Genomic DNA, 21,727 nt, shown 5'->3' with positions numbered 1-21,727 from the left:
TCTAGACACCCCTTTGCAATTCTGATTCAAGTTTCTTATACAACTGTTTTGGTGCTTTTATGGCTAGATTGGTTGGAATCTCCACCACCTTCTTTCCCTTGAATCTTTCTCTTCCGCTTATCTTGATATCTGCAGCAATAATAACCAGATCAGCCTCCTTAATTTCTTGCACAGTCAGTTCATCTTCAATGCCAATGGTTCCCTGAGTTTCAATACGAACCTGATGCCCTGCCTCTGTTCCTGCTTTGATTAGTTTCTCTTTTGCAATGTACGTATGGGCGATTCCAGATGTACAAGCAGAGATTCCCACTATCTTCATCACAATTTCCTCCCTACTCCTTATTTTTTCGATAACAAATCAATAAGCTCTTGTTTGGTGCGAACAGTTTGAAACTTAGCAATCACGTCATCATCAGCGAGTAAAATGGCGACTCTTTGGAGCAATTTGATGTGCAAAACATTAGAATCTGTATTTTTAACCGCAAACAAAATGATCGTGCTTATTGGCTTCCCATCCAAAGATTCCCATTCAATTGGCTTCTGGGTTCGACCAATGGCAAGAGAAGTCCGGATCACACTTTCTGATTTTCCATGTGGAATGGCCACGCCTTCGCCTAGCCCTGTGATGCCTTCTTTCTCACGATTTAGTACATCCTCCAGAAAATCTTTCTCATCATTAATACAATGATTCAAGTACAACAGGTGAATTAATTGCTCAATGGCTTCAAGCTTTGTCGCAGCTTCCAAATTCAAATCAATTAAATCTTCATTAATTACTTTTTTAATGTCCAGTTCATCTACACTCATTTGCATAGCCCTTTCCTCCTTCAGACTTGTTAAAATGACATAATGGATTCTGTTCTCCACAGGATTATCTATCTTTCTAAATGAACAAGCTTATCATTTCCCTGGTGTCTTTAGCCCTCATCATTTTTTCTAAAGTATTCTCATCAGATAAAACGCTTGCAAATTTTGAAAGAGCAATATTTCGCGCTCTTTGGATGGCATTATCTCGAACTGCGAGCAATACAATCAATTGAACCTGTTCCGTGTCTTTAGATCCCCATGCTATCCCGGCATCTAGTCTTCCAATGGCAACAGAACTCTCAATCACTGCGTCCGAGATACCATGTGGCAGCGCAACACCCTTTCCTATTGTCGTGTCTCCATCCGCCTCCCTTTTAAGAACTTCTTCTGTAAAATCTTGAATACTATATATTTTTCTTTCATGAAACAACATCTCTGACAAAGCTACTATGGACTCTTCTTTATTCGCTGCATGCAAATGAAGCGAAATGAGTTTTTCAGATAAAATTTCATGTGACATTTGCTGATTCCTTAGGACTATTGCTCCCTATCCTTTCATTTGCTTCTTTATAGTAGTCGTTGATAAACTTCTCTATATTATATTTATCCGTATCATTCAAAATCGGGCTCACTAGAAGAGTCGGCTTGTTGGCGTTGTGACGCGTTTTTACTGTAGATATGATTAAAGCAACATCAGCATAATCACTTTCTTTAATCCTGTGCTGTGCGACAATTCTCTTAACGTTGATCTGTGGAAACATTTTTTTGATTTTCTCACTCAGAAGATGTGATGTACCAATGCCGCTAGTACATTCAATCAGAATGGGAATTTCTTTCATGAATTTATCAATCAGGATTTGGAAATACAATGTGATGTAGCCAACTTCTTCATCACTCAGAAAATCAGCATAATTCTCTTTTTCAACAACTTGATAAACACATTGCTTCACTAAATCAAAGGTCCCGCCAAAATTAGTTCTAATAGAATTTAAAATTGGATTAACAATGTTTATTTTGTGATTCAATCGATAGATCATCGAACACAAATGCGATGTTAATTGCTTATAAAGAACATCATCATCTTGAAAAAATAGTCCACTATTTTCAGACACTCTACTTACTAATTTGCTTGATAAGTACATTGCCTGCCTACTCATTGGATCTTGATCCAACAAAGAATCATGATTTAGATTGCACGCCTTGAAAATGTAGTACAGCTCATTAAACTCATCATTGTTTAGTTTAATCTGATAGAATTTTTCAATTTTATTCACTAACTCATAGGTAACGTGAAAAATTGCAGAATCATCTCTGATTTGATGAACGATTGGCTTGTTCGCATTAGGCTTTTGAATATTATTTGTATAGCCTTCAATCACTGAGAGCATGTAACAAAACATGGTTAAATAAGATGGCTGATCCAAGAATGCATTATGTTCTTGCTGAACTTCATGAAGGAAATCCTTAACCTGGAACAATGTTGCATTTTTGACTTTCGTATGTTCAATGAACTCTGGAATATCATATTGATTAAATGGATCGCCATTCTGTTTTAAAAAGCCCTCTATAATAGATGAGCTTAATCGGAGCACATTAAGCTTATTGCCACAAATATGAGTCCCACTATTTTCTTTTAATAATTTAAGGTTGAACGGAACAATGGCCGCTTCAATATGTTTAAAATCATTAATGATCGAACTTTGACTGACGTAATATCTTTCCGATATTTTTTGAATAGATGTTTTGTATGGCGAGATTGCAAGCAAGTAAAGCAACAAATTGAGTCGTCGTTCTTCAGGCATTTGAAAGACCGGAGCACCACTCTCTGTTGTCTGTTTTTTGTTGACCAGCATATATCCTAGATTTTCTTTTTTCTCGATCCTATAATTTTGAGAAGAGGTCTCCGTTATCTGCTTCATATCCCGATAAATGGTTTTAGTTGATACTGCAAATTGACGACTTAGTTCAGCAGCAGTGATATAATCATTAGTTTGCTTTAAAATTTCCAGTATCCTCTTTTGGCGATCGTTCAAAGTATTTGTCATACTCAATTCACACCTCATTTCCTTTCTCTTTATAGTTTCATATTATTAAAATGTAAGCGCATACACAACTACATATATTTTAACAATTTTATGTCCGTATTAGTGTGGTTAGAAGCACGTAGGATACGTATCACTTCCCTCCTTAATAAGGATCAAACCCAGAGCATAGATACAGAACGTCAACAATCCAAGTCAGCTAAAGCATTTTTAATCACAGCCAAAGCACAAACATCAAAATGGCGTACGGATATCTTTCTAATTATGAATCTGATTCCTCTTGCAATGAAATGATGTCGGCAATTAGGAACACCGGCGCAAAAGAATACGGTTATTAAGCGCATTACCTAGGGATAAACTTCACTCATTTTGGAAATTTTGGTTATTGATGTAGCTAAAGAGGATATGTACATAACAATGGAAATGAAAACATTGAAACAGATTACATACCTTAGTCTCTGTGGCGGATTGATTATATTTGTGTTCTTTTCTGCTTGCTTAGTTTCTCTTTGCTGCTCTCGTTCTTTTCGCAGGTTTTATGTCGCGCATGGTCATTGGATTCACACCAAAAACCTGGGGATCCGGAGTCCGAGCCTTCTTCTTCATGTATGTTTCACTTATGATTGTCATTATTTTAGTCTTTCAAGAAATACTTCGTCTCGATAAGAAGCATTTCCCACAACACTCTCTCATCTTCACAGCACCTTTACAGGGCTTACCGTCTTAAATGGATATTTTCTGCATAGATGGGCATCAATCTAATGGTGCTGATTCTTTAATCAAATTTCAATCAAAAATTCAAGGTGAAAGCCCATTAAATCATGTTAAAATAAAACTGTTAATTTAATAGTATTTATTTTGAGAGAAGGCAGCATTAATGAAAAAATGGTACGCACTCTGCTCTGTCCTTTTATTATTTTCTGCACTAAGTTTTTTTACAGTTAAGGTTAACCAAAGCCATATAAAGAGACTTAATGTCGATTATCAAATCAGCGGTAGTACATATGTCAATAAATCCTCCATTTCAAAAACAAAACTGTCCAAACGAACAAAACAAATTCTCGTTGTTGTTGGAAATGGTAGCCATGCAAAGATCCAGTTATGGCAGAAAAAAGGTAAGAAATGGTTGAAAAAAATGGCAACAAACGGACATGTTGGCAAATATGGGATTGGCAAAACACATGAAGGAGCCATGAAGACTCCTTATGGAGCCTATAAATTAACCTTTGCGTTTGGGACGAGTAATCCAGGCACAAAGTTGCCTTTCCGGAACATCACACCAAATTCATGGTGGGTAGAAGACAGCAATGATCCAAACTATAACACATGGCAGGAAGGCGGCTCTTTTAATAAACCAAGCGAGCACCTTATTGATTATCCGGTACAATACAAATATGGAATCGTGATCAACTATAACTCAAAACGAGTCCCATGGAAGGGATCCGGGTTCTTTGTTCATGTCTCAAACGGTGGCTATACCGCAGGATGCGTTTCACTGTCTCGCTCTAAAATGAACTATCTCATGAGAACGATCAAGCCGGGAGCATATATACTGAACATCAACAACGTCAATCAATTGAAACGCTTTTAAAGTGAACGGCTAAATAAAGATTGCTATCTTAAGATAAATTGGTTATGCGCTATTTAACAGCAAACAAACAGCTCAACGATTCGATGAATCCAACTTGATCAAAACGAGAAAAAAATTGACCGGCAGCATGAGAATGCTAACCGATCGATTTTTTTGTTGCTTGTACGAAACGACTATTTGCTTAAACTGGTAGTCGTTTTAATATGAATTATTTTTTCACTGTCTTTGCTAGTATATAACCAACTTTTCCCGAAGCAACGACCTTGTCCCATTTCTTTCCTTTGGTCAGGACTTTTACAGAAGTCTTTTTCTTCAGTGTCTTAACTTTGTGTGACTTAACAGATCCCGGTTTATGGGGCAGTGTTTACAAAAAAGAGAAACTGATTAACAAGCATTATATTTGTACGCCATTAGTTAATAAGATACGCAAGTTTCATCCTCAGCTGCCATTTATCTGTAATCGTCAAAATAACCCACACCTAGTCAAATGGTATGAGCCTTGTTATGATTATTTTAGTAGTGAAAGGCAATTTGCAGAGATCCGATATTTTGCGAACCTAGGAAGAAGTTGACCATGCGCCTCTTCAGTCGGCTTATTTACAACTAAGATCCTTCTAACCAAACCAAAGGCACCTCTCCCATTCCACCATTTTTCTAAGATTTTGTTCACAATTAAATCGTTATTCACTGTATTTTCATATTTTTCTCATATTTAGTGATTGTATCTTGCTTATTTTCCTGCATAATAAGAATATGGATGATGAATCTACTCCGGGGAATTGGGAAATAGTACATCAGCTTTAGTGTTCGATCAGATACACAGTCTGGTATGAGCATGACAAATCTACTATTATTGGAGGCGTTGTAATGGACAAAGGCAAGAGAACTTTTGTGAATGCGTGCATGGAGGCTATTTGTCAATGTGACACGAGTAACACCCACTATTTGTTTGAATTGAAAACCGGAGAACATGTTTATCGCGCGCAGCCCAGCCACCTTTCTATGTATAATAAGGACGGTTCCCTTGCCCAATTAATTGGCATGTTAAATCCTGCTTTTATTCGTACGTACCATGATTACATCAGCAACCATACAGAGCATGGACGAATTTGGCTCCACCAAGAATTACAAAACTTTTTGAAGGCATTCAACAATAAAGACGAAGAATACGGCTTCTAAGCTCAGCTCTAGCTGAACAGAAACCATAGTCTAATGAAATCCCCTTTACGCCGAAACCGCATGCGAACCGGCATGTCGACGAACGGCGTTCCAATCCAGGCTTGCTTTTCTTTTGGTCGAACAATCCAATACTGATGCAAGAAGGACATCTCCGTGTCAATTCCATTGCACGACTCAGAGATGTCCTTTTCATTTCTGAATCAACGGTTAAGTCTCCTTCTGATTCTGCACTCCCCTATTTCCTTAACAATTCTGATGTAATCTTAAAATCTATTCGTTTATTTACATATTTTTAAATTCTCCCCACCATTTCCGAACCATGTCTCCTATCTATAAAACATAGAGCAAAAATACACCAAGACCTGCTTCATCCCCCCGTCACCGCCTCTTTAATCCACGCACCACACATTCAGCTTCAACCCAAAAACTGAATCCCCGAAAGGAGCCCCACATTTATGCCATTTACCGACTATTTTGCTGCCCCGTTCGAGCCTGAATGCTATGCCTTCGAGAGACTGATGCAAAAGTATGAACCGAAAATCCGAAAAACCGTCAAACGCTATAACGACATGTACAAGCAGTATTTATGTCCCGCCGATTATGACGATCTGCTGCAAACCGCGCAGTATGCATTCTCAGAAGCCAATGACAAATTCGACATCACAAAAGTTGCGCCGGACAAAAATCCAGAACATGTGTTCATCGCCTTCGCTGCTCGAACGATGGAAGGCCGACTCTCCGACTACCTCCGCAAACACTACAAGAACAAAAGTCGAGAAGTATACGAACGCGACGACTCCGCCTATGACATTCCCGATGAAGCTACCGAGTCACTGAACAGGCAAATGCTGCGCATCCTCCAAGATCACCTTCCCACACTCACCCCGCGCGAGGCCCTCTACATCAAGCTTTCCGTCTTTCATGATTGGAGTACTGAACAAATCGCCGAAGCTGCCCATGTCTCCGAGCACACGGTTCGCTCCTGGAAAAAAAGCTTGCGTAAAAAGTTAGCACCTTTAAAAGATGAATTGAAAAAACGAAAATAAGCAGTTAAAAAATCGATCGGTTCAACAGAAACAATGCTAATCCGGTCGATTTTTTGTTTTCGACTGTACAATGGTGGAACGAATAGGAAAATATATATATAAGATACTCAACTTTCGCAGAGTAAAAATCTGAAATAACCCTTGATATAACGTACTTTGTGGCCTATTCATTATGTTTCTTGACAAAATAGAAAGACACCTCAACTTTTGGTATAGTGATTTTGACGAAATACACTACCAAACAGAAGAGGTGCCCTCTATATGATAGCGAAAAAAGGTCAAAATAATCAACTACCATTAGAAATAAAAGCAAAATTCGATGAGTTGAAGATTCTAAAACATTTACGTCAGGCAGGAATTCAAAAAGCCTTCGGCTTTTCCAGTGGTTATCTTTTTCAGCTTATTTTTCGTCTGATCTTTACCCAAAGAAATTGGTATCGTTTACTGGAGAGTAATAAAGCAGATGACTTACCAGGCAAGGATGCTGTTTATCGTTTTTTAAACTACCCGAAGTTTGCCTGGCGCCGCTTCCTGACGGCACTAAGCGTATTCACGATTATGAAAGTCAGCCGTTTGACGAGCACCTGCCACACTAAAGTACTCATTCTGGATGATTCATCTTTTTATCGCGACCGCAGTAAGCGCGTCGAACTTTTGGCTCATTGTTTTGACCATGCCAAGAGAAGACACTACAAAGGATTTCGTATGCTGACATTAGGATGGTCAGACGGATCAACGTTCCTGCCCATTGATTTTTCACTCCTTAGTTCAAGCAAAGAAAAGGCAAAAATTAATGATATCGATTCGACGCTTGATAAGCGTTGTTCCGGCTATAAAAGACGAATTGAAGCTTTACAAACAGCTCCTGAACAAATCCCTGGGATGGTTTAAAGTGGACCCCATTGTCAAGACACGTATTTGAAAAATTTAAGGTGGGTATTTGGTGGCCTTCCCCATCCTAACCATGTGACCTGTTTTCTTTGGGGTTCTGTCCAGGGCGACCGCAGGGAGGGCGAAGCCGATACCCCTTGACAGGTTCTCAAAGAAACAGACACTTTCTCAAGGATGGGGAGGGACACGCCTACCCCTGGTGATAAACAGAAGCCGGTGTTTGATAACCGAGCGACTGGTGTGGCCGTTCATGGTTATAAAGATTCAGATAGTTGTCAATGCCTCTGCGAGCATCTCTTGGACTTGCGTAGTCTTTGAGATAGACTTCCTCGTACTTGACCGAACGCCACAATCGCTCGGTAATAATATTATCCAGGGCACGGTTCTTCCCGTCCATACTAATTTTAACGGATTGCTCCTTGAGAAGATTCAGATAGTGTGGACTCGTGAAATGACTGCCCTGATCACTGTTCATGATCTCCGGTCTTGCCTGCGTGAGTGCATCGCTAACGGTTTGCGTGATCAGCTCAATCTCCAGCGTCTGCTCCAAGGACCAACTGATGACGTAGCGTGAGTACCAGTCGATAATGGCGGCCAGATACATCCAACCGTGTCTTAACCGAATGTAAGTGATGTCAATACCCCAAACATGATTGGGATGGGTAATGGCCAAATTCCGCAGCAGATAAGGATAAACATACTGATTTCGGTTTCGCTTACTCAGATTAGGTCCAGGATGAATGCCTTGAATCCCCATCTCGCGCATATGACGCTGAACTGCTTTGCGATTGATCATCACTCCTTCCCGATTAAGCAGATACGTCACCCGACGAGAACCATAAAACGGGTATTTGGTGTACAACTCATCAATACGATGCTTGACCATAAACTCTCTAGGCGCAAGCGGAACGGGCTTGTAGTAGAGGCCTGAACGATTCAGAGAGAGAAGTTCTGCCTGTTTCTTAATGGACAGCTCCGGATCTTCCCAGTCGACTAAAATTAAGCGTTCATCGCGTGACATCGTCGTAGCCAGATTTTTTTTTAAGCCACGAGAGTTCCGTGGTTAAACGTCCAACTTCGCCATAGAGTCGGTCAATTTTTTCTTCGTATTCCTCCTGCATCCGGCTCTGATCATTCTGCTTACGATCAAAGAGCTGTGGGAGCTGGTCTAGGGCTGTCTTTTTCCATTGCCGAAGCTGATTGACATGAACACCGTACGTAGAGGACAATTCGCTTAACGTCTTTTCCTCTTTCAGAATTTCGAGCACGACTTTGACTTTGAATGTTTGAGAGTAAGATTTCCGTTTCATAGATCTACCTTAACACATCCTTATTTCGTGTCTTAATTCTTGGGTCCATTATAGTTAAACGAGCCTTGTCGAACGGAATTGATGCGTCCTATGTTCTTATGGACAGCTGGTTTACTCAACAACCTTTGATCAAGGATTTGACCGATCAAGGTATCGATGTTATTGGTATGGTGAAACCAACGAATCAGCGTTATCGAGTAGGCTCTCAATGGGTTGGATTAAGAACGCTGTATCGACTGTCGAAGTCCGTAACCGGTCACAAAGAAATTTTGCGCTCTATTCGTACCACAATGGCTAATGGAGTCCCAGTCAAAGTGGTGTTCGTTCAAAACCGCAATAAACAAAGTGAATGGTTAGCCATCTTAAGTACCGACTGCACACTTACAGAACGGGAAATCATTCGTACGTACGGCATGAGATGGGATATTGAATTATTTTTTAAAGCAACGAAGTCTTTTCTTAAGCTTCAAAAAGAGTTCCAAGGCAGATCGTACGATCTGCTGATTAGCCACACAACCATTGTCTTTACAAGGTTTATTCTCCTGTCTTGGCAAAACCGTTGCAGTACAGATAATCGAACCCTTGGTGGTATGTTTTATGAACTCTGTGACGAAATGAATGAACTGGATTGGGCTGTAGCACTGACGCAGCTCATGGATATTCTTCATGACGCCATAACAAAAACAAAAAAGTCAATAAAAAAATGGGTTACTCGTCAACTGACACAATGGATTGAGAGCTTACCCAACTATATCAAGGTTTATCTGCCCAAATTAGGGTGCGAAAGTTGAGTAAGATATTTTCTGCGGAGAATTGGAAACGACCATTATGTTGTCTAGATATCTTATAACCCTATACACATCCATATAAATAATCATATAGACTTAGTCTTATCGTATTATTTTGTCGGAATTGTGAACAGATAGGTATTAATTATCTAATTTTTTGAAAATAAATATTCCTATTTATAGAAAAATTTAGTATTATGAAAACAAGGAGGTGAAGCGGAGCGTTAACGCAATAAAGCAAAAAGAAACCCTCAGTGAATCAAAAGGCGCTTGATTCATTAGCACCTCGATAGTCAAAGCAAGTCCGCGTAAGAACCAAGCTAGACCTCGCCTGAATGATCAGTGGATCACAACTGCTGATCCTCCTGCTTCCTCGAAGCGCCAACCGCCTCCTTACTGGACAGGGATACATAGAAGAAGTCCACATCGTTTTATTCATCTAGTCAGTCACACGGCACCTATTACTGTCGCACCTCAACGGATTTGATACCAAATCACCGAATCAACACGTACGCACGTCATGAACGTCTCAAGCGAACATTTCGTTCGACTGATCGATAATATTAGAGCAGCCGTCCTTGTTATGAGACGACTGCTCATTTTTTAGTCCACCCACTTTGCTACCAATCATTCAATACATCATTGTTCCGATCTACACTCAGACCAATTCCCTCCCCTCACCTACTCCATGACCAAATAGGAACAGGTCAACCAATGAATGCGTTCCCCAGATGAAATCTTTCGTAACAGCTTTCCTTTGATCATACAATCCCATGTATTCATCGGACATATCCGCGTCAATCAGATTGCGCCATTAACTTCCAGAGTCATTGGTTGACTCGCACGCTAAAGATAATACAATCGGCAATGACCGGACAGATGTTTTTTTCAATCCTCCCCACCATTTCCAAACCATGTTCCCTATCAATGGCTCAATTCTAGATTATCTAATACAGAGCGTATCCAGTCTCCGGCCTTCATCGTGAGATACCACAGCAGCAGAGGGGAAGTAATGTGACTGCCTTAAACAGTGAAGCCGCTTTACTATGGCCTACAACGAAAAATAAAAACGCCACTTAGCAGAATGCTGTGGCGTTAAAGATAGTGATCTTCCTATGAGGAAGTATTGAAACAAGCAAATTCCTATTCGATATTGGCGTGGTGAGCTTCCATAAAATTTTCGTCTCTACCAAGAGTTTGAGCTAACGACAATACTGCTGTTTCAAGTGTGATAAATACCGTCTGTTCAAAAAGTGCACCCATTGGTTGTTTTGAGGTTCGCTCCTTGGAAAATTTCGTATCCGTGGAGATGAGCACGCTGATGTCTGTTACCTGAGCAAGTTTCGAGTTTATATTGGTGGTGACAACAGCTGTTTCCCCGCCAAGTTTGTGGACCTTCCTAACGTTTTCCAGTAATGCGGAACTATTTCCAGAACCAGATATTATGAGATACAGATCCCCCGTCTGGATAGGCGGGCAGCTGATTTCACCAATCACATGGGGTTTTAATCCCAAATGCGACAACCGGTTGGCAAACATCTTTGCTACGAGTCCTGAACGCCCGCGACCGTCAAGAAATATTGCATCTACCTCTTGGATCGCAGAGAGCAGTTTCTGTAGTGCGATAGAATCCACTTGGACATCTGAGATCTCACTCAGAATGAGTTTGAAATTCTGACTTAGATTATTCACGTTTCTCAGGCCCCCAGTAAAGACAAAATGTTTTGTTCTGGGTTTTCGGCTTTGACAATATAACCACCAGAGACATACTCATCAACATGTGCACTAGCTTCTTTAAGTTTCCTCAACGTCTGATCCGTAATGCCACCGTCTATTTCGATTTTGAACTGCAAGTTGTGCTCCTGACGAATGTTATTAAGTTCTTTGACTTTTTCAGCCATCCCCAACAGGAAGTGGGATGCACGGTGACCTGGAGCGGTCGTCATCACCAAGACGCGATCCAAATGCGGAAGAATTGGCACAATACTTGATAGGCCTCTCGCCGGGCTGAGTGCCACACCGGCTTGAACACCAGCCTCATCGAGCTGCTGCGCAATATAGAACAGATCTCCCTGTGCATCTGAGTGTACGGTCACGCTTGACGCGCCGGCTTTAATCACGGTGTCAAGCAGAGCCTCAGGCTGTGTTACCATCAAATGGACATCTAAAAAAAAGTCGGTGTTGGCGTGTAGCCATGAGATCAGACGGTCGTTTAAGCCCATATCCGGCACATAATGACCATCCATCATGTCAATGTGCAATCCGTGAATTTTTGTTTTTTTAAACGAGTCTAGTAGACTCATCATCTTGTCTGGGGTTGCATCAAGGATCGATGGATAGATGGTATTACTCATGTGTTTTTGTCTCCTTTCGAAGTTTCTCACCAACTGCTCCAGAAGGATGATTCAAGAGGAAATCCTTTCGTGAATAGTCCGTGTTTTCCATAACCAAAGACGCCACCACATCAAAGATCGAAATGACTGCTATGGTGCTGACTGTTGCCAGAAGGTTGAACGCATCAAGCTCACGATCGACATGAACTTTTACGACTAGATTCGAGTGCTGTGCAAGAAACGAATCCGGGTTTTCAGTAATAGTCACAATTGAAATCCCTTTAGCCGCGACATTCTCCACAAAAGAGGTTAACTCTTTGGTACTGCCTCCTTTTGAAATAAAGATCATAACGTCATCTTTCTTAATTGCGCCCAAAGCGCCATGAACGGCATCGGATGGATTCATGAAGAAAGCGCTAATTCCAACAACACGTAGTGTGTGAACAGCCTTATTAGCTGCCATTGCCGACGTTCCACAACCAGTTAGAAAAATGTTGCCCTTGGTCTTTTCTATAAGTTCAACCAAAGACTGCAGCGAGTTATGTGAAATAGATTGGCCTAACTTCGCAATCTCTTCGCCTTCCAGTGTGAATAAAGAATTAATTTTTTTATCGTTTTGATCCATATCATTCATCCCCCTGAATCACAACGCTGACGGTGCGATCCCTTTTTCGTGTTTGATCAAAATCCACAAAGAAGATAGATCCGACCGAGCCACTCATGAGCTTGCCGTCCTTAATGCCTAAAGTGACACTGTTACCCAACAAGTCTGCGCGAATGTGTCCGTCAGTATTTAACATGGTCCACTCAACTGCCGGGTAAGCCGGATCATTTTTCTTCATACCATAGGCAATGTGCTTAGGGCCAGGGCTTAAATACGGGTAATTTTCTGTGGTTTGCCGAGGAACGATCTTGTCTAGAACATGGTTAATGTCGACATGAAGATAATCATCCCCATAATAGTTTCTATCATGCATATACTCATCAAAATAGACTGAACAGGTGGTATGAGCGGTTTGCACTAAACAGATTCCATTTTTAATTTTACTTTCGTCAATGGCCTGCACTACTTGTTCCGTGACATTGTGATAAGAAGGACGGTCTGCCACAGTACTAATCACAAAATCTTTAAAATAAGCTGTCAATTCCTGACACATCCTCACTTTTATGCTTCAATTTCTTTTTTGACTGCATTAAAAACTTTACCTGCACCTATGCCAGTCAACAGTGCAACACCATTAATAACCTTGTCTTTGATTTCTTTTGGAACAACTGTGGTGCTAACAACGATGTCATAGTTACCGTTAGAAATGTTAGCTACTTCATCGACAATTGCCGATTGTTTAATCGAGACTTGATTAATCAATCCTTCCTTTTTCAACCAACTTTCTACTTTTGCCCGAACAACTGTTGAAGTCGCATGGCCCGCACCGCACATAATCAACATCTTTTTCATGATTAACCGACCTCTTTTTCTTGAGAATTAAACTTCTTAATGATGTTCACGTAATACAAGAGACCTAACAATATGCCGATGATAACGATAATACCAATGACACTTAAATGCTGACCTGTCCAAACCATCAAAGCATTTGGCCACAAACCAGCCGAAACAAAGGATACGGTACCTTTGCTGCCGATATTGTAATTAGCCAACTGAAATGCCTTTGTAACTGTCGGTGCCAACCAGGTGGATAGATAAAGCATGGGAATCGTGTAAATTGCCCCTCCAATCAAAGAACGGATGATGTTGCCACGGAAAGCGGAAACCATAATGGTGAACACGAAGACGAACAGTGTTAGGTCACCAAAAGGTAACACTTTGTTGCCTGGCAGAATAACAGCCAGGAACAATGCGACCGGGATCATCAACAAACTCGTAGATGTAACTGCCGGATGGCCGACCGTCAAAGCAGCGTCCATCCCAATGTTTACGGTCTTGCCATGCAAGTGCTTTTGGGTGAACTCTTGAGTTGCTTCGGCAATTGGTGTGAGCGCTTCCATAAACATTGAAATCATCTTTGGCAATAGTTTCAATACAGCGGCCATTTCCATCCCCAGACCAGCAGTCTTAGAAACGTCATAGCCAGCAAGGATCCCAATACCAATACCGATAATCAAACCAATGACAAGTGGATCGCCAAACACACCGAAACGCTTCTCGATTTTTTCCGGGCTGGCATCAATTTTGTTGAAGCCAGGGATTCGATCAAATAACCAATTCAGTGGTAAAGCTAAAAGAACTGGTGAAAGCGCCATTAAATGTGTGATTGAAATATCCGGCAGGCCAAAAAACTTGCTGATCATCGGTTGCGTTAAGTCTGCCAATACTAGTTGCATTAAGAATGCAGCGACCATAGCAAGCACACCATATAAATAGTTGTTAGTGACGCCCCACACCATCAACCCAATAAAAGTTGGTTGCCATAGGTTCCAAACGTCAATGTTTAACGTCTTAGTAAGTCCCAGCCAAACCAAAATCAGGTTTATTCCAAAGGCTATTGGGATAATCAAGACACCCATGGTTGATGAAAATGCCAACGGACCTCCGGGACCAGACCCAAGATCAATGATGCTTAAAGACAAAGCGTAACGTGCTACCATGAGCTTAATCGCAGGTCCCAATGAAGTTTGAAGCAGGTTCACTACCATGTTCAATCCGATGAATCCAACCCCAATGATAATACCTGAAAGAAATGCTTTTGATGGTTTTAAACGTACACAAAGCCCCAGGGCAAAAATAATGATCGGAATAAATACGGTTGAACCTAAATTGATAAACCAATGAATCGCATAAGCTATCATTTCTATTGCCTCCCTACTCGATATTGTTTGTTTTCAAGACTTGCTTTACTTCGGCAACATCATCGCTTTGAAGTAATTTAATTAGAACGTTTTCATTTTGAAAAACGGCCATCAGATTGCTTAGGAGCGTCATTTGGTCGTGAGGCTTACTCATTGCAATCATGAATATCAGTGAAACTTCCACTTTTTTGTCCGAATCCGTCATATCTTTAAAGCTAATCGGCTTTTTCAGCGATGCAAAGGCAATTTGTGATTGATTAACATATTTAGAATCAGTGTGTGGAATAGCTACCCCAAGTGCTTTTGTCTGTAATCCCGTAGGGTAAGTTGCTTCACGTTCAAGCACGTGTTTACCGAAGTCACGCTTAACAATGTCCGCTTCTGTTAATCTGATAGCCATACGCGAGATAATATCCGTTGAATCTTCTGCTTCTTGGTGAAATAACATAATATCACGGTCAAAAAACATAACACTCCTCCTCTCTAACTGTTGATCAAGTCCAACAGGTCTTCCGTGTCTTGAAGACTTACAATCATGTGGACTCTTGTCTTGTTTTCAACTAGGCGATATATATCTAACACCAAATCATGGTAAATCGAGATTGACTCATTGGGTACACAAATCAAGATCACCACAAACACATTTGTGCTGTTCCATTTGACAGGCTTGTTGAGAATCAGAAAGGCAACCGAGAGACGATTAACCGTTTCTGGAGCCGCATGAGGCAAGGCAACACCACTTTCGATTTCAGTAGGTCCAAGCCGTTCTCTTCGAAGTAGTGATTTACCGAACTCATGAGTAACTCCACCATTATTCTCCAAGACCTTAATCAGGAACTGTAAGGCTTCTTTTCGGTCTTTGACAGAGTCTTTCCAGAAAATCAGCTTCGGATCCCCTAATTTACTGAGTACAGGATAATGTTGTTCTTCATTACTTGTCTGCGGCCGAATCAAGTAAGATGCGTAAGCTTTGAGTAACTTTTCCTGATCATTTGCATCAAATAACGGAGAGATCCTAATAAAAGGCACTTTAGATACAAGCCCTGGAATATTGACACCAACAATCAAACCAACATCCGATAAATCAATTAACTTAAAAGCTGTGAGATTCGTCCTTAAAAACAGGGTACCATCCGGCAAGAGATGCTTGATCTGCCCCATTACATAATCACGTAGTTGACCATGCTGATTGAAAATGACCAACACACGACGAATTGGAATCGACTGATTAATCGCAACGTGGAAGTAAATAGTAATAAATGATACTTCATCATCACTCAGTGTTATCTGGTAGCGTTCTTCAAGAAACGATATTGCGTACCAAGTCATTCCAAATAAGGCAGGATACTGCGTTTTAATATCTTTAAACAGCGGATTCTTAACCACCAAACCTTGCTTAAGGCGAAGAATCATTGCTGGAATGTGGTACATGAGTTGTTTCTCAAGGTGTGCCTTGTTTAAAAATGGCATTCCCTGAACATCTTCCATACGCGCAATTAGTTCATCGATAATCGGTTTGTAGTTCTGGTCAGCCGGAGCGGAGTCGTTACTCATTCGGTAAGCTGAGAGATTTCGTGCGAGCCATTCTTTGTCAGCGATAGTGAATTGAAGACGCAGTGCTTGACTGATTTGGTTCAAGATCGTTTCAGCAGCTTTTGCAGAACCCGTTAGAGTAGACTTTAACTGATCAGTAAAATGGAATCCAAAACATGCACGTTGCGTTTGAACTAGCGAAATCACCTGAAGCGCAAATTTGTAATAGCTTGGTAGTTCAACGTACCACGGTTTGTCTGGATCAAATATTGTTAAGACACTTTGTACAACCTTTTTGGGGAAGAATAGTGAAAAATATGTGACGTCCCCAGCTTTTCTCGAGTCAGAAGCATCTACGATGAATGTTGCTGCGGCAGTTTGGATGTTTTCTTCTTCTCCAATCGCAATCAACTCAGATCCGTTAGAACAAATCTGCAAAGATGACGATTCAATTATGGTATTAATTCGATCAACATCATTCAAAATGGAAGTTTTGCTGATCCACCACTGTTCAGACAGTTCCTTCAGCGTCAGCTGCTTGCCCTCTAAAATGATCTCCTTGGCAAGTGCAATACGCCGTTGCCTTGGGCTAAACTCTTCCACCGGTGTTTTACGCTCACTTGCATCCATAAATCTCCGAATTATACGTTCACGTTCTAAGATTGTGCCTTGAATTCGTAAGCCCAACCCCCTTTTCACATCCAGCCTGAGAGATGTGCTCTTTAGTGTATTGAGGAGCGTATCAGCATCTTTGTATATTGTTTTGGTTGATACGTGGAAGCTATTCGCAAGATCTTTTGCTGGAATAAATTTTCCAGATGAACTTAAATTGATTAGCAAGTCGACTTGTCTTTTGTTCATGATCTGCCCTCCTCATATAGAAATGTAACACTAGAGACGGATGTATGCGATTACATTTAAAGCCATTAACTTGTGGAACCTTTAACTATTGCCTGATTGTCGGGCTTTACGCTGAAATCACTTTGAAACTTTATTATAATTGTTATTGACGCTTGACGGTTACACTTATCCCGCTGTAAGCGTCAAATAGCCCACATCTTTGAATTGATATGATCCCTATTGAGTTGACGTTGACAGATGAAATAATAAAAAATCTGTTAATTCAAGGAGGTCATTTTATGTCTTATAGTGTTTGGCTTTCTGCGAAGGAAAAACTGGTGGCATTTAAAGATACTGTGGGAAGGAGAGAATCACTAGACGAGCAGCACAGAATATAGGCGTTTCAGATATCTAAAGACTGGACAGGACAAACAGCAGTATGAGTCACTAGTACAAAAAAATACCAATGAACAGCAAAAATCCCATGGATTTATTAGAGGGGCAGCTTATTACGGGAGGTCAGAAAAATGATCAATGACAGTACACGTTCAAAGTTAAATGATATGTGCCTAAGTGCAATGGCTGAGTATTAACATGAACAGCTTCATAATCCTCAGTTTAATGACCTATCCTTTGAAGAACGATTCAGCCTGCTCGTAGATCGAGAATGGGATCGCAGAAAAAACAATAAGTTGGACCGTCTCATCAAAAATACCGGATTCCCAATATCCTCAAGCCTGCATTGAAGATATTGAATATCATCAGGATCGTAGTAAACTGAATAAAAATCAAATTCTCCGATTAGCCTCCGGTCAATACATTCAAGAAAAGCATAATTTGACTATCATCAGTTTGAGTTATATTTTAAATTTTATTTATCATCAATGTTAACTTGAATAGATTGCACAAAATATTCACACACTAAATTATCTACAGGTTGTTCTAGTCCTAATTGTTTGCCCAATGTCTTACTTACTTCATTGATAAACCTAATTAAATAATCAATATCTGTTGCATCATGTCTATCTCGTGTATTAAAGAAGGGGGCAATTCGATAAAATAACTTCTCTCCTTCTAAATAGCTCTTATATTCAAAAGACGGCGTATAATCCGCAAATACTGTTCTAATGTCTAAATCAGGTAGCTCTTCATCTGAAATATTCTAATTTTGATAATCATCCCAAAATTGTGAAATTATATTCTATTAGCATAGGTTGTGGCATCTTGATATATCTGTATCTTTTCTTCAAAGCTATTTTTCAATTTTTCTGATGTGCTAGAAAATTGTTTACGTGAATCTAATTTTATACTATGCATTAATTATCATTTCCTTTTTTCTATTTCTTGCTATAAATTTATCATAATTTTGATACCCGTATTTATATTTTTATACACTCAAAAAGATTATCACTCCAATGTTTTAGTTTTTCATTTAGTGATTTTCTCTTATACTGGTAAAATAGGCGAAGCCGCTAGCAAAGCCCGCGCGGTGACAAAAACAACACTAGCAAAGCCCGTAGAATCAGTGACCAGTGGTGCACTCCTTTACTTCCCCACACGCAATTTGAGGACGGTCCGGTTCCCTACAACCCGATTGATGCTAAAGAGTTAAAAAAACAAACTGCAACAGCTACCTGATCGTAATGACCCGCTCCCCAATCAAATCGACCATGTGCGAGATCTGATTCAGCAAGCATATGAACAAATTTACTATTATGGCAATGTATAGAATGATTTGGTCAGAATTAGCATGTTCCGAATGTGAATGATTACCCCTAACCAAATGTACCACTAGTGTTTTTGATACCTACACTCCCAAATATTCTCTTTCTTCTCCAAAATAAATTTCAAGTACGCATAATCATTTCTTCTCCATAGTTTTATTAGCTACCAATCTGGCTTCAATGACTTTTATCACCAATTTTGTTCAGTTTTTGTCTATTTTTTTAGAGTATTATAAACCCAACTATAATTATGGCATTTCCGATTAAATAGATTAGAACTGGGAGGAAAAAATTATTGTTAGTTAATATATTGACCGGATCAAGACGAGCAATCATTTCAAAGTTACAGAATGACAACAAACAACTTGACATCCAGATTCTAGCCATAATAAATGAACGGAACCGCATTCGCACTCAGTATGAGGAGGATATAAAGAAACTAAGGACCATACAAGAGCATCTCGATCACATTGAAAAAGAAATTAAGTACTTTCCGAAGGATGTCGCAAAATGAAACTATTCAGTTGGAAAGAAAATGATCAATTATCGAGACTTGAAGAAGACATCGCTTCAAAAACAAAGAAAATTCAGCACTTTGCCAATGAAAATACCGAAGAACAGCGAAGACTGAATAACCTTTTAGAAGAGCAGCGACAAGAAATTGCCACTTCCTATGAACGAATTGAAAAAGAATTACATGAAGATTCACAGAGATGGGCGTTGATAAAACGGCAGATCCAAGAAAAAAATAATGATGATGCTCCTTTCTCACAATTGCGTATTGGAGAACGTCTTCTGCTCTTAGGCATGATAAATGCCAAGCAATTAAATAAGAGTTTAAATGAACAACAGATTCATGGTGGCAGGCTTGGGGACATACTCGTTCGCCTAGGTTATATAAGTCGCGACCAACTACAGGATATTATTAACCAATCGTTCAAACGCCTCTTACTAGGTGAACAACTGGTACGTGCGGGGTATCTGCAGCGTGGTGAGCTAGAGAAGGCGCTGCATCTGCAAGGAACAGTAGGCGGAGATATTGGAGAAATTCTAATCTCAATGAACATGATCACACCAAATCAACTTGCAGAAGCCCTTGCTTCCCAAAGTCAAACGGGGAGGCTCATGACATATGACAAAAATGATGCTATCAAGGCTAAGCTTCCTGAAATGATTGCACGACAATTTAAAACTGTTGTGATTCGACAATCGGTTGATCAATGCATTATTGCCGTTGAATCAATGCTCAATAATGAAGAAATGCAACAGCTTACTACAATTGTTGATGCACCGATTACGCAAGTCATTGCATCCCCATGGGAAATGGAACTTCTTTGGGATCAAATCTATCAAGCAGAATTGCTTCACGAGAGTACCGAAAAATTAAAGAACGAGCAACCGGAGAATTCTGCCAGTCAGACATTCACGTTTACACAGATACTTAGCATGATTGTGATTGGAATCACCATCGCTGCCGCTTTGCTATGGAATTGGTTTTACACACTTGTAATCATCAATATCATCATTCAGTTAATGTATTTTTCGATGACCGTCACAAAATTTATCATGATTCTTTATGGCACAAAAGAGAAGGCGCAAGTCCGGTTCAACAGGAAGCAAATTCAGAACATTGATGAACGAGAGCTTCCAATATACACGATTTTAGTACCCATGTATAAGGAAAGTAAGGTCATTCCGCAATTAGTCCAAAATTTGAACCAACTAGACTATCCCAAGAATAAATTGGACATTCGTCTGCTCATTGAAAAGGATGATACGGAAGCTCAAGAAGTGGTTCAATCGCTGCATCTGCCGTACTTCTTCCAGATGATTATCATCCCAGACGGTCAGCCGAAGACCAAGCCGAAGGCATGCAATTATGGGCTGATTCGTGCACGCGGAAAGTACGTAGTCATTTATGATGCTGAAGATCGGCCCGACCCAGATCAATTAAAAAAGGTCTTTCTCGCCTTTCAGCAAAGTCCTGATAACACTGCTTGCATTCAAGCCAAGCTCAACTACTTTAATAGTAAACAGAATCTACTCACTCGATTTTTCACCCAAGAATACAGCAATTGGTTTGAATTGCTGCTTCCCGGCATTATGCAGATTAACATTCCTATTCCGCTCGGCGGAACATCTAATCACTTTAAAACAGATGTGCTCAAAAAGCTCGGCGCATGGGATCCTTATAACGTCACAGAGGATGCTGATCTCGGTATACGTCTTTATAAGCAAAACTATACAACCAAAGTTGTGGATTCGCGAACGTTAGAGGAAGCGAACAGCAAATTCAGAAACTGGATTCATCAACGGTCTCGCTGGATTAAGGGCTATATGCAAACTTGGCTCGTGCATATGCGCCATCCCATTAGACTCCATCGTGAGCTTGGGATCAAAGGCTTCTGGGGAGCTCAGTTTATGCTTCTGTCATCACCGCTCTTGCCCATGTTGAATCCCATTTTCTGGTCCCTACTGGGTCTATGGTATTTGACACATGCCGGTTGGATACCCGCCTTCTTTCCTGGAGTGATCTATTATTTGGCGGCTATCCAACTGATTCTCGGTAATTTCTTGTTTATTTATACAAATATCGCAGGTACCTATTGGGTCGTACATGAGCTGCACCGAAAGAAGGAAACATGGCTTTCTTACAGTCTCGTAAGATATGCATTACTCACTCCAATCTATTGGGCAATGATGAGTATCGCTTCAATAAAAGCACTATGGCAATTAATCAGAAAACCTTTTTATTGGGAGAAAACTGAGCACGGATTTGATCAAGAACATTACGATACAACAAAAACAAGCAGTATGTAATAAAGGGGGGAAGTCACT

18 protein-coding genes and 2 pseudogenes are annotated in these 21,727 nt (G+C 40.3%); 7 read left to right on the top strand and 13 right to left on the bottom strand.

Annotated features, from left to right (window positions below; all coding sequences use genetic code 11):
* Position 1: 1 nt before the first annotated feature.
* From AC6F33_RS03190 to AC6F33_RS03175, 4 genes are all read right to left on the bottom strand, one after another.
* Positions 2-319: a PTS fructose transporter subunit IIB gene (locus AC6F33_RS03190; protein ID WP_255747167.1), complete on the bottom strand. Its 318-nt coding sequence runs from the start codon at positions 317-319 to the stop codon at positions 2-4.
* Positions 320-339: 20 nt separating this feature from the next.
* Positions 340-807 (bottom strand): PTS sugar transporter subunit IIA, encoded by a 468-nt coding sequence (locus AC6F33_RS03185; RefSeq protein WP_255747405.1) that lies wholly within the window; start codon positions 805-807, stop codon positions 340-342.
* A 76-nt stretch (positions 808-883) separates the two neighbouring features.
* Positions 884-1,327: a PTS sugar transporter subunit IIA gene (locus AC6F33_RS03180; protein ID WP_255747169.1), complete on the bottom strand. Its 444-nt coding sequence runs from the start codon at positions 1,325-1,327 to the stop codon at positions 884-886.
* Positions 1,317-2,852, bottom strand: a complete 1,536-nt coding sequence (locus tag AC6F33_RS03175) for a BglG family transcription antiterminator (RefSeq protein WP_255747171.1) — start codon at positions 2,850-2,852, stop codon at positions 1,317-1,319. Before AC6F33_RS03175 ends, AC6F33_RS03180 begins: the two co-directional genes overlap by 11 nt.
* An 874-nt stretch (positions 2,853-3,726) precedes the next feature.
* On the opposite strand from AC6F33_RS03175, the gene AC6F33_RS03170 reads away from it, so the two are divergent.
* From AC6F33_RS03170 to AC6F33_RS03155, 4 genes and pseudogenes are all read left to right on the top strand, one after another.
* Complete coding sequence (locus tag AC6F33_RS03170) at positions 3,727-4,440, top strand: L,D-transpeptidase family protein (protein ID WP_255747172.1); 714 nt, start codon at positions 3,727-3,729, stop codon at positions 4,438-4,440.
* Between the two features lie 867 nt (positions 4,441-5,307).
* A complete protein-coding gene (locus tag AC6F33_RS03165; RefSeq protein ID WP_500777713.1) occupies positions 5,308-5,619 on the top strand; it encodes a hypothetical protein in 312 nt (103 codons plus the stop codon).
* 455 nt (positions 5,620-6,074) lie between these two features.
* Positions 6,075-6,665 carry a sigma-70 family RNA polymerase sigma factor gene (locus AC6F33_RS03160; protein WP_255747175.1) on the top strand — a complete coding sequence of 197 codons (591 nt, stop codon included), beginning with the start codon at positions 6,075-6,077 and terminating at the stop codon, positions 6,663-6,665.
* Between the two features lie 261 nt (positions 6,666-6,926).
* A pseudogene (locus AC6F33_RS03155) lies at positions 6,927-7,553 on the top strand (IS4 family transposase); the annotation flags it as partial.
* Positions 7,554-7,746: 193 nt separating this feature from the next.
* On the opposite strand, the gene AC6F33_RS03150 reads toward AC6F33_RS03155, so the two are convergent.
* A protein-coding gene (locus AC6F33_RS03150) for an IS3 family transposase (RefSeq protein ID WP_500777135.1) occupies positions 7,747-8,866 on the bottom strand; the annotation gives its coding sequence in 2 pieces (ribosomal slippage) (positions 7,747-8,599 and positions 8,598-8,866; 1,122 coding nt in all).
* Positions 8,867-8,916: 50 nt separating this feature from the next.
* Between AC6F33_RS03150 and AC6F33_RS03145 the strand changes: the two are divergent.
* A pseudogene (locus AC6F33_RS03145) lies at positions 8,917-9,657 on the top strand (IS4 family transposase); the annotation flags it as partial.
* 1,140 nt (positions 9,658-10,797) lie between these two features.
* Here the strand turns inward: AC6F33_RS03145 and hxlB are convergent.
* From hxlB to AC6F33_RS03105, 8 genes are read right to left on the bottom strand one after another with little or no spacing between them, the layout of a single operon-like run.
* A complete protein-coding gene (gene hxlB, locus AC6F33_RS03140; protein ID WP_500777712.1) occupies positions 10,798-11,346 on the bottom strand; it encodes a 6-phospho-3-hexuloisomerase in 549 nt (182 codons plus the stop codon).
* 5 nt (positions 11,347-11,351) lie between these two features.
* Positions 11,352-12,008, bottom strand: a complete 657-nt coding sequence (locus AC6F33_RS03135; protein WP_255747178.1) for a ribulose-phosphate 3-epimerase — start codon at positions 12,006-12,008, stop codon at positions 11,352-11,354.
* Positions 12,001-12,612 (bottom strand): KpsF/GutQ family sugar-phosphate isomerase, encoded by a 612-nt coding sequence (locus AC6F33_RS03130; RefSeq protein ID WP_255747180.1) that lies wholly within the window; start codon positions 12,610-12,612, stop codon positions 12,001-12,003. Before AC6F33_RS03130 ends, AC6F33_RS03135 begins: the two co-directional genes overlap by 8 nt.
* A 1-nt stretch (position 12,613) precedes the next feature.
* The gene (locus tag AC6F33_RS03125; protein WP_255747182.1) at positions 12,614-13,132 is read right to left on the bottom strand and encodes a YjbQ family protein; all 519 of its coding nucleotides are present in this window, start codon (positions 13,130-13,132) and stop codon (positions 12,614-12,616) included.
* Positions 13,133-13,152: 20 nt separating this feature from the next.
* Positions 13,153-13,443: a PTS sugar transporter subunit IIB gene (locus AC6F33_RS03120; RefSeq protein WP_255747183.1), complete on the bottom strand. Its 291-nt coding sequence runs from the start codon at positions 13,441-13,443 to the stop codon at positions 13,153-13,155.
* Between the two features lie 2 nt (positions 13,444-13,445).
* Positions 13,446-14,792, bottom strand: a complete 1,347-nt coding sequence (locus tag AC6F33_RS03115; protein ID WP_255747184.1) for a PTS galactitol transporter subunit IIC — start codon at positions 14,790-14,792, stop codon at positions 13,446-13,448.
* A 13-nt stretch (positions 14,793-14,805) separates the two neighbouring features.
* Positions 14,806-15,261 (bottom strand): PTS sugar transporter subunit IIA, encoded by a 456-nt coding sequence (locus AC6F33_RS03110; protein WP_255747185.1) that lies wholly within the window; start codon positions 15,259-15,261, stop codon positions 14,806-14,808.
* A gap of 14 nt (positions 15,262-15,275) precedes the next feature.
* On the bottom strand, positions 15,276-17,186 hold the full coding sequence (locus AC6F33_RS03105; RefSeq protein ID WP_500777711.1) for a BglG family transcription antiterminator: 1,911 nt from the start codon (positions 17,184-17,186) through the stop codon (positions 15,276-15,278).
* 1,998 nt (positions 17,187-19,184) lie between these two features.
* On the opposite strand from AC6F33_RS03105, the gene AC6F33_RS03100 reads away from it, so the two are divergent.
* Together AC6F33_RS03100 and AC6F33_RS03095 are read left to right on the top strand one after the other, a co-directional pair.
* On the top strand, positions 19,185-19,403 hold the full coding sequence (locus AC6F33_RS03100; protein ID WP_255747188.1) for a hypothetical protein: 219 nt from the start codon (positions 19,185-19,187) through the stop codon (positions 19,401-19,403).
* Entirely contained in the window at positions 19,400-21,709 is a 2,310-nt protein-coding gene (locus AC6F33_RS03095) for a cyclic di-GMP-binding domain-containing protein, MshE-related (protein WP_500777710.1), read from the top strand. The genes AC6F33_RS03100 and AC6F33_RS03095 overlap by 4 nt, the downstream gene beginning before the upstream one ends.
* Positions 21,710-21,727 lie beyond the last annotated feature (18 nt).

Source organism: Sporolactobacillus sp. BBK16-2, assembly GCF_059878335.1.
The sequence above is the reverse complement of the archived record's forward strand: the minus strand, read 5'-3'. Positions and strand labels throughout refer to the sequence as shown.

Excerpts from the sequence above, each read along its gene's own strand:
- AC6F33_RS03105 (WP_500777711.1), bottom strand. The coding sequence starts at position 17,186 with ATGAACAAAAGACAAGTCGACTTGCTAATCAATTTAAGTTCATCTGGA.
- AC6F33_RS03135 (WP_255747178.1), bottom strand. The coding sequence starts at position 12,008 with ATGAGTAATACCATCTATCCATCGATCCTTGATGCAACCCCAGACAAG.
- AC6F33_RS03165 (WP_500777713.1), top strand. The coding sequence starts at position 5,308 with ATGGACAAAGGCAAGAGAACTTTTGTGAATGCGTGCATGGAGGCTATT.
- AC6F33_RS03170 (WP_255747172.1), top strand. The coding sequence starts at position 3,727 with ATGAAAAAATGGTACGCACTCTGCTCTGTCCTTTTATTATTTTCTGCA.
- AC6F33_RS03095 (WP_500777710.1), top strand. The coding sequence starts at position 19,400 with ATGAAACTATTCAGTTGGAAAGAAAATGATCAATTATCGAGACTTGAA.
- AC6F33_RS03160 (WP_255747175.1), top strand. The coding sequence starts at position 6,075 with ATGCCATTTACCGACTATTTTGCTGCCCCGTTCGAGCCTGAATGCTAT.
- AC6F33_RS03175 (WP_255747171.1), bottom strand. The coding sequence starts at position 2,852 with ATGACAAATACTTTGAACGATCGCCAAAAGAGGATACTGGAAATTTTA.
- AC6F33_RS03190 (WP_255747167.1), bottom strand. The coding sequence starts at position 319 with ATGAAGATAGTGGGAATCTCTGCTTGTACATCTGGAATCGCCCATACG.
- AC6F33_RS03115 (WP_255747184.1), bottom strand. The coding sequence starts at position 14,792 with ATGATAGCTTATGCGATTCATTGGTTTATCAATTTAGGTTCAACCGTA.
- AC6F33_RS03185 (WP_255747405.1), bottom strand. The coding sequence starts at position 807 with ATGAGTGTAGATGAACTGGACATTAAAAAAGTAATTAATGAAGATTTA.
- AC6F33_RS03130 (WP_255747180.1), bottom strand. The coding sequence starts at position 12,612 with ATGGATCAAAACGATAAAAAAATTAATTCTTTATTCACACTGGAAGGC.
- AC6F33_RS03120 (WP_255747183.1), bottom strand. The coding sequence starts at position 13,443 with ATGAAAAAGATGTTGATTATGTGCGGTGCGGGCCATGCGACTTCAACA.
- AC6F33_RS03110 (WP_255747185.1), bottom strand. The coding sequence starts at position 15,261 with ATGTTTTTTGACCGTGATATTATGTTATTTCACCAAGAAGCAGAAGAT.
- AC6F33_RS03180 (WP_255747169.1), bottom strand. The coding sequence starts at position 1,327 with ATGTCACATGAAATTTTATCTGAAAAACTCATTTCGCTTCATTTGCAT.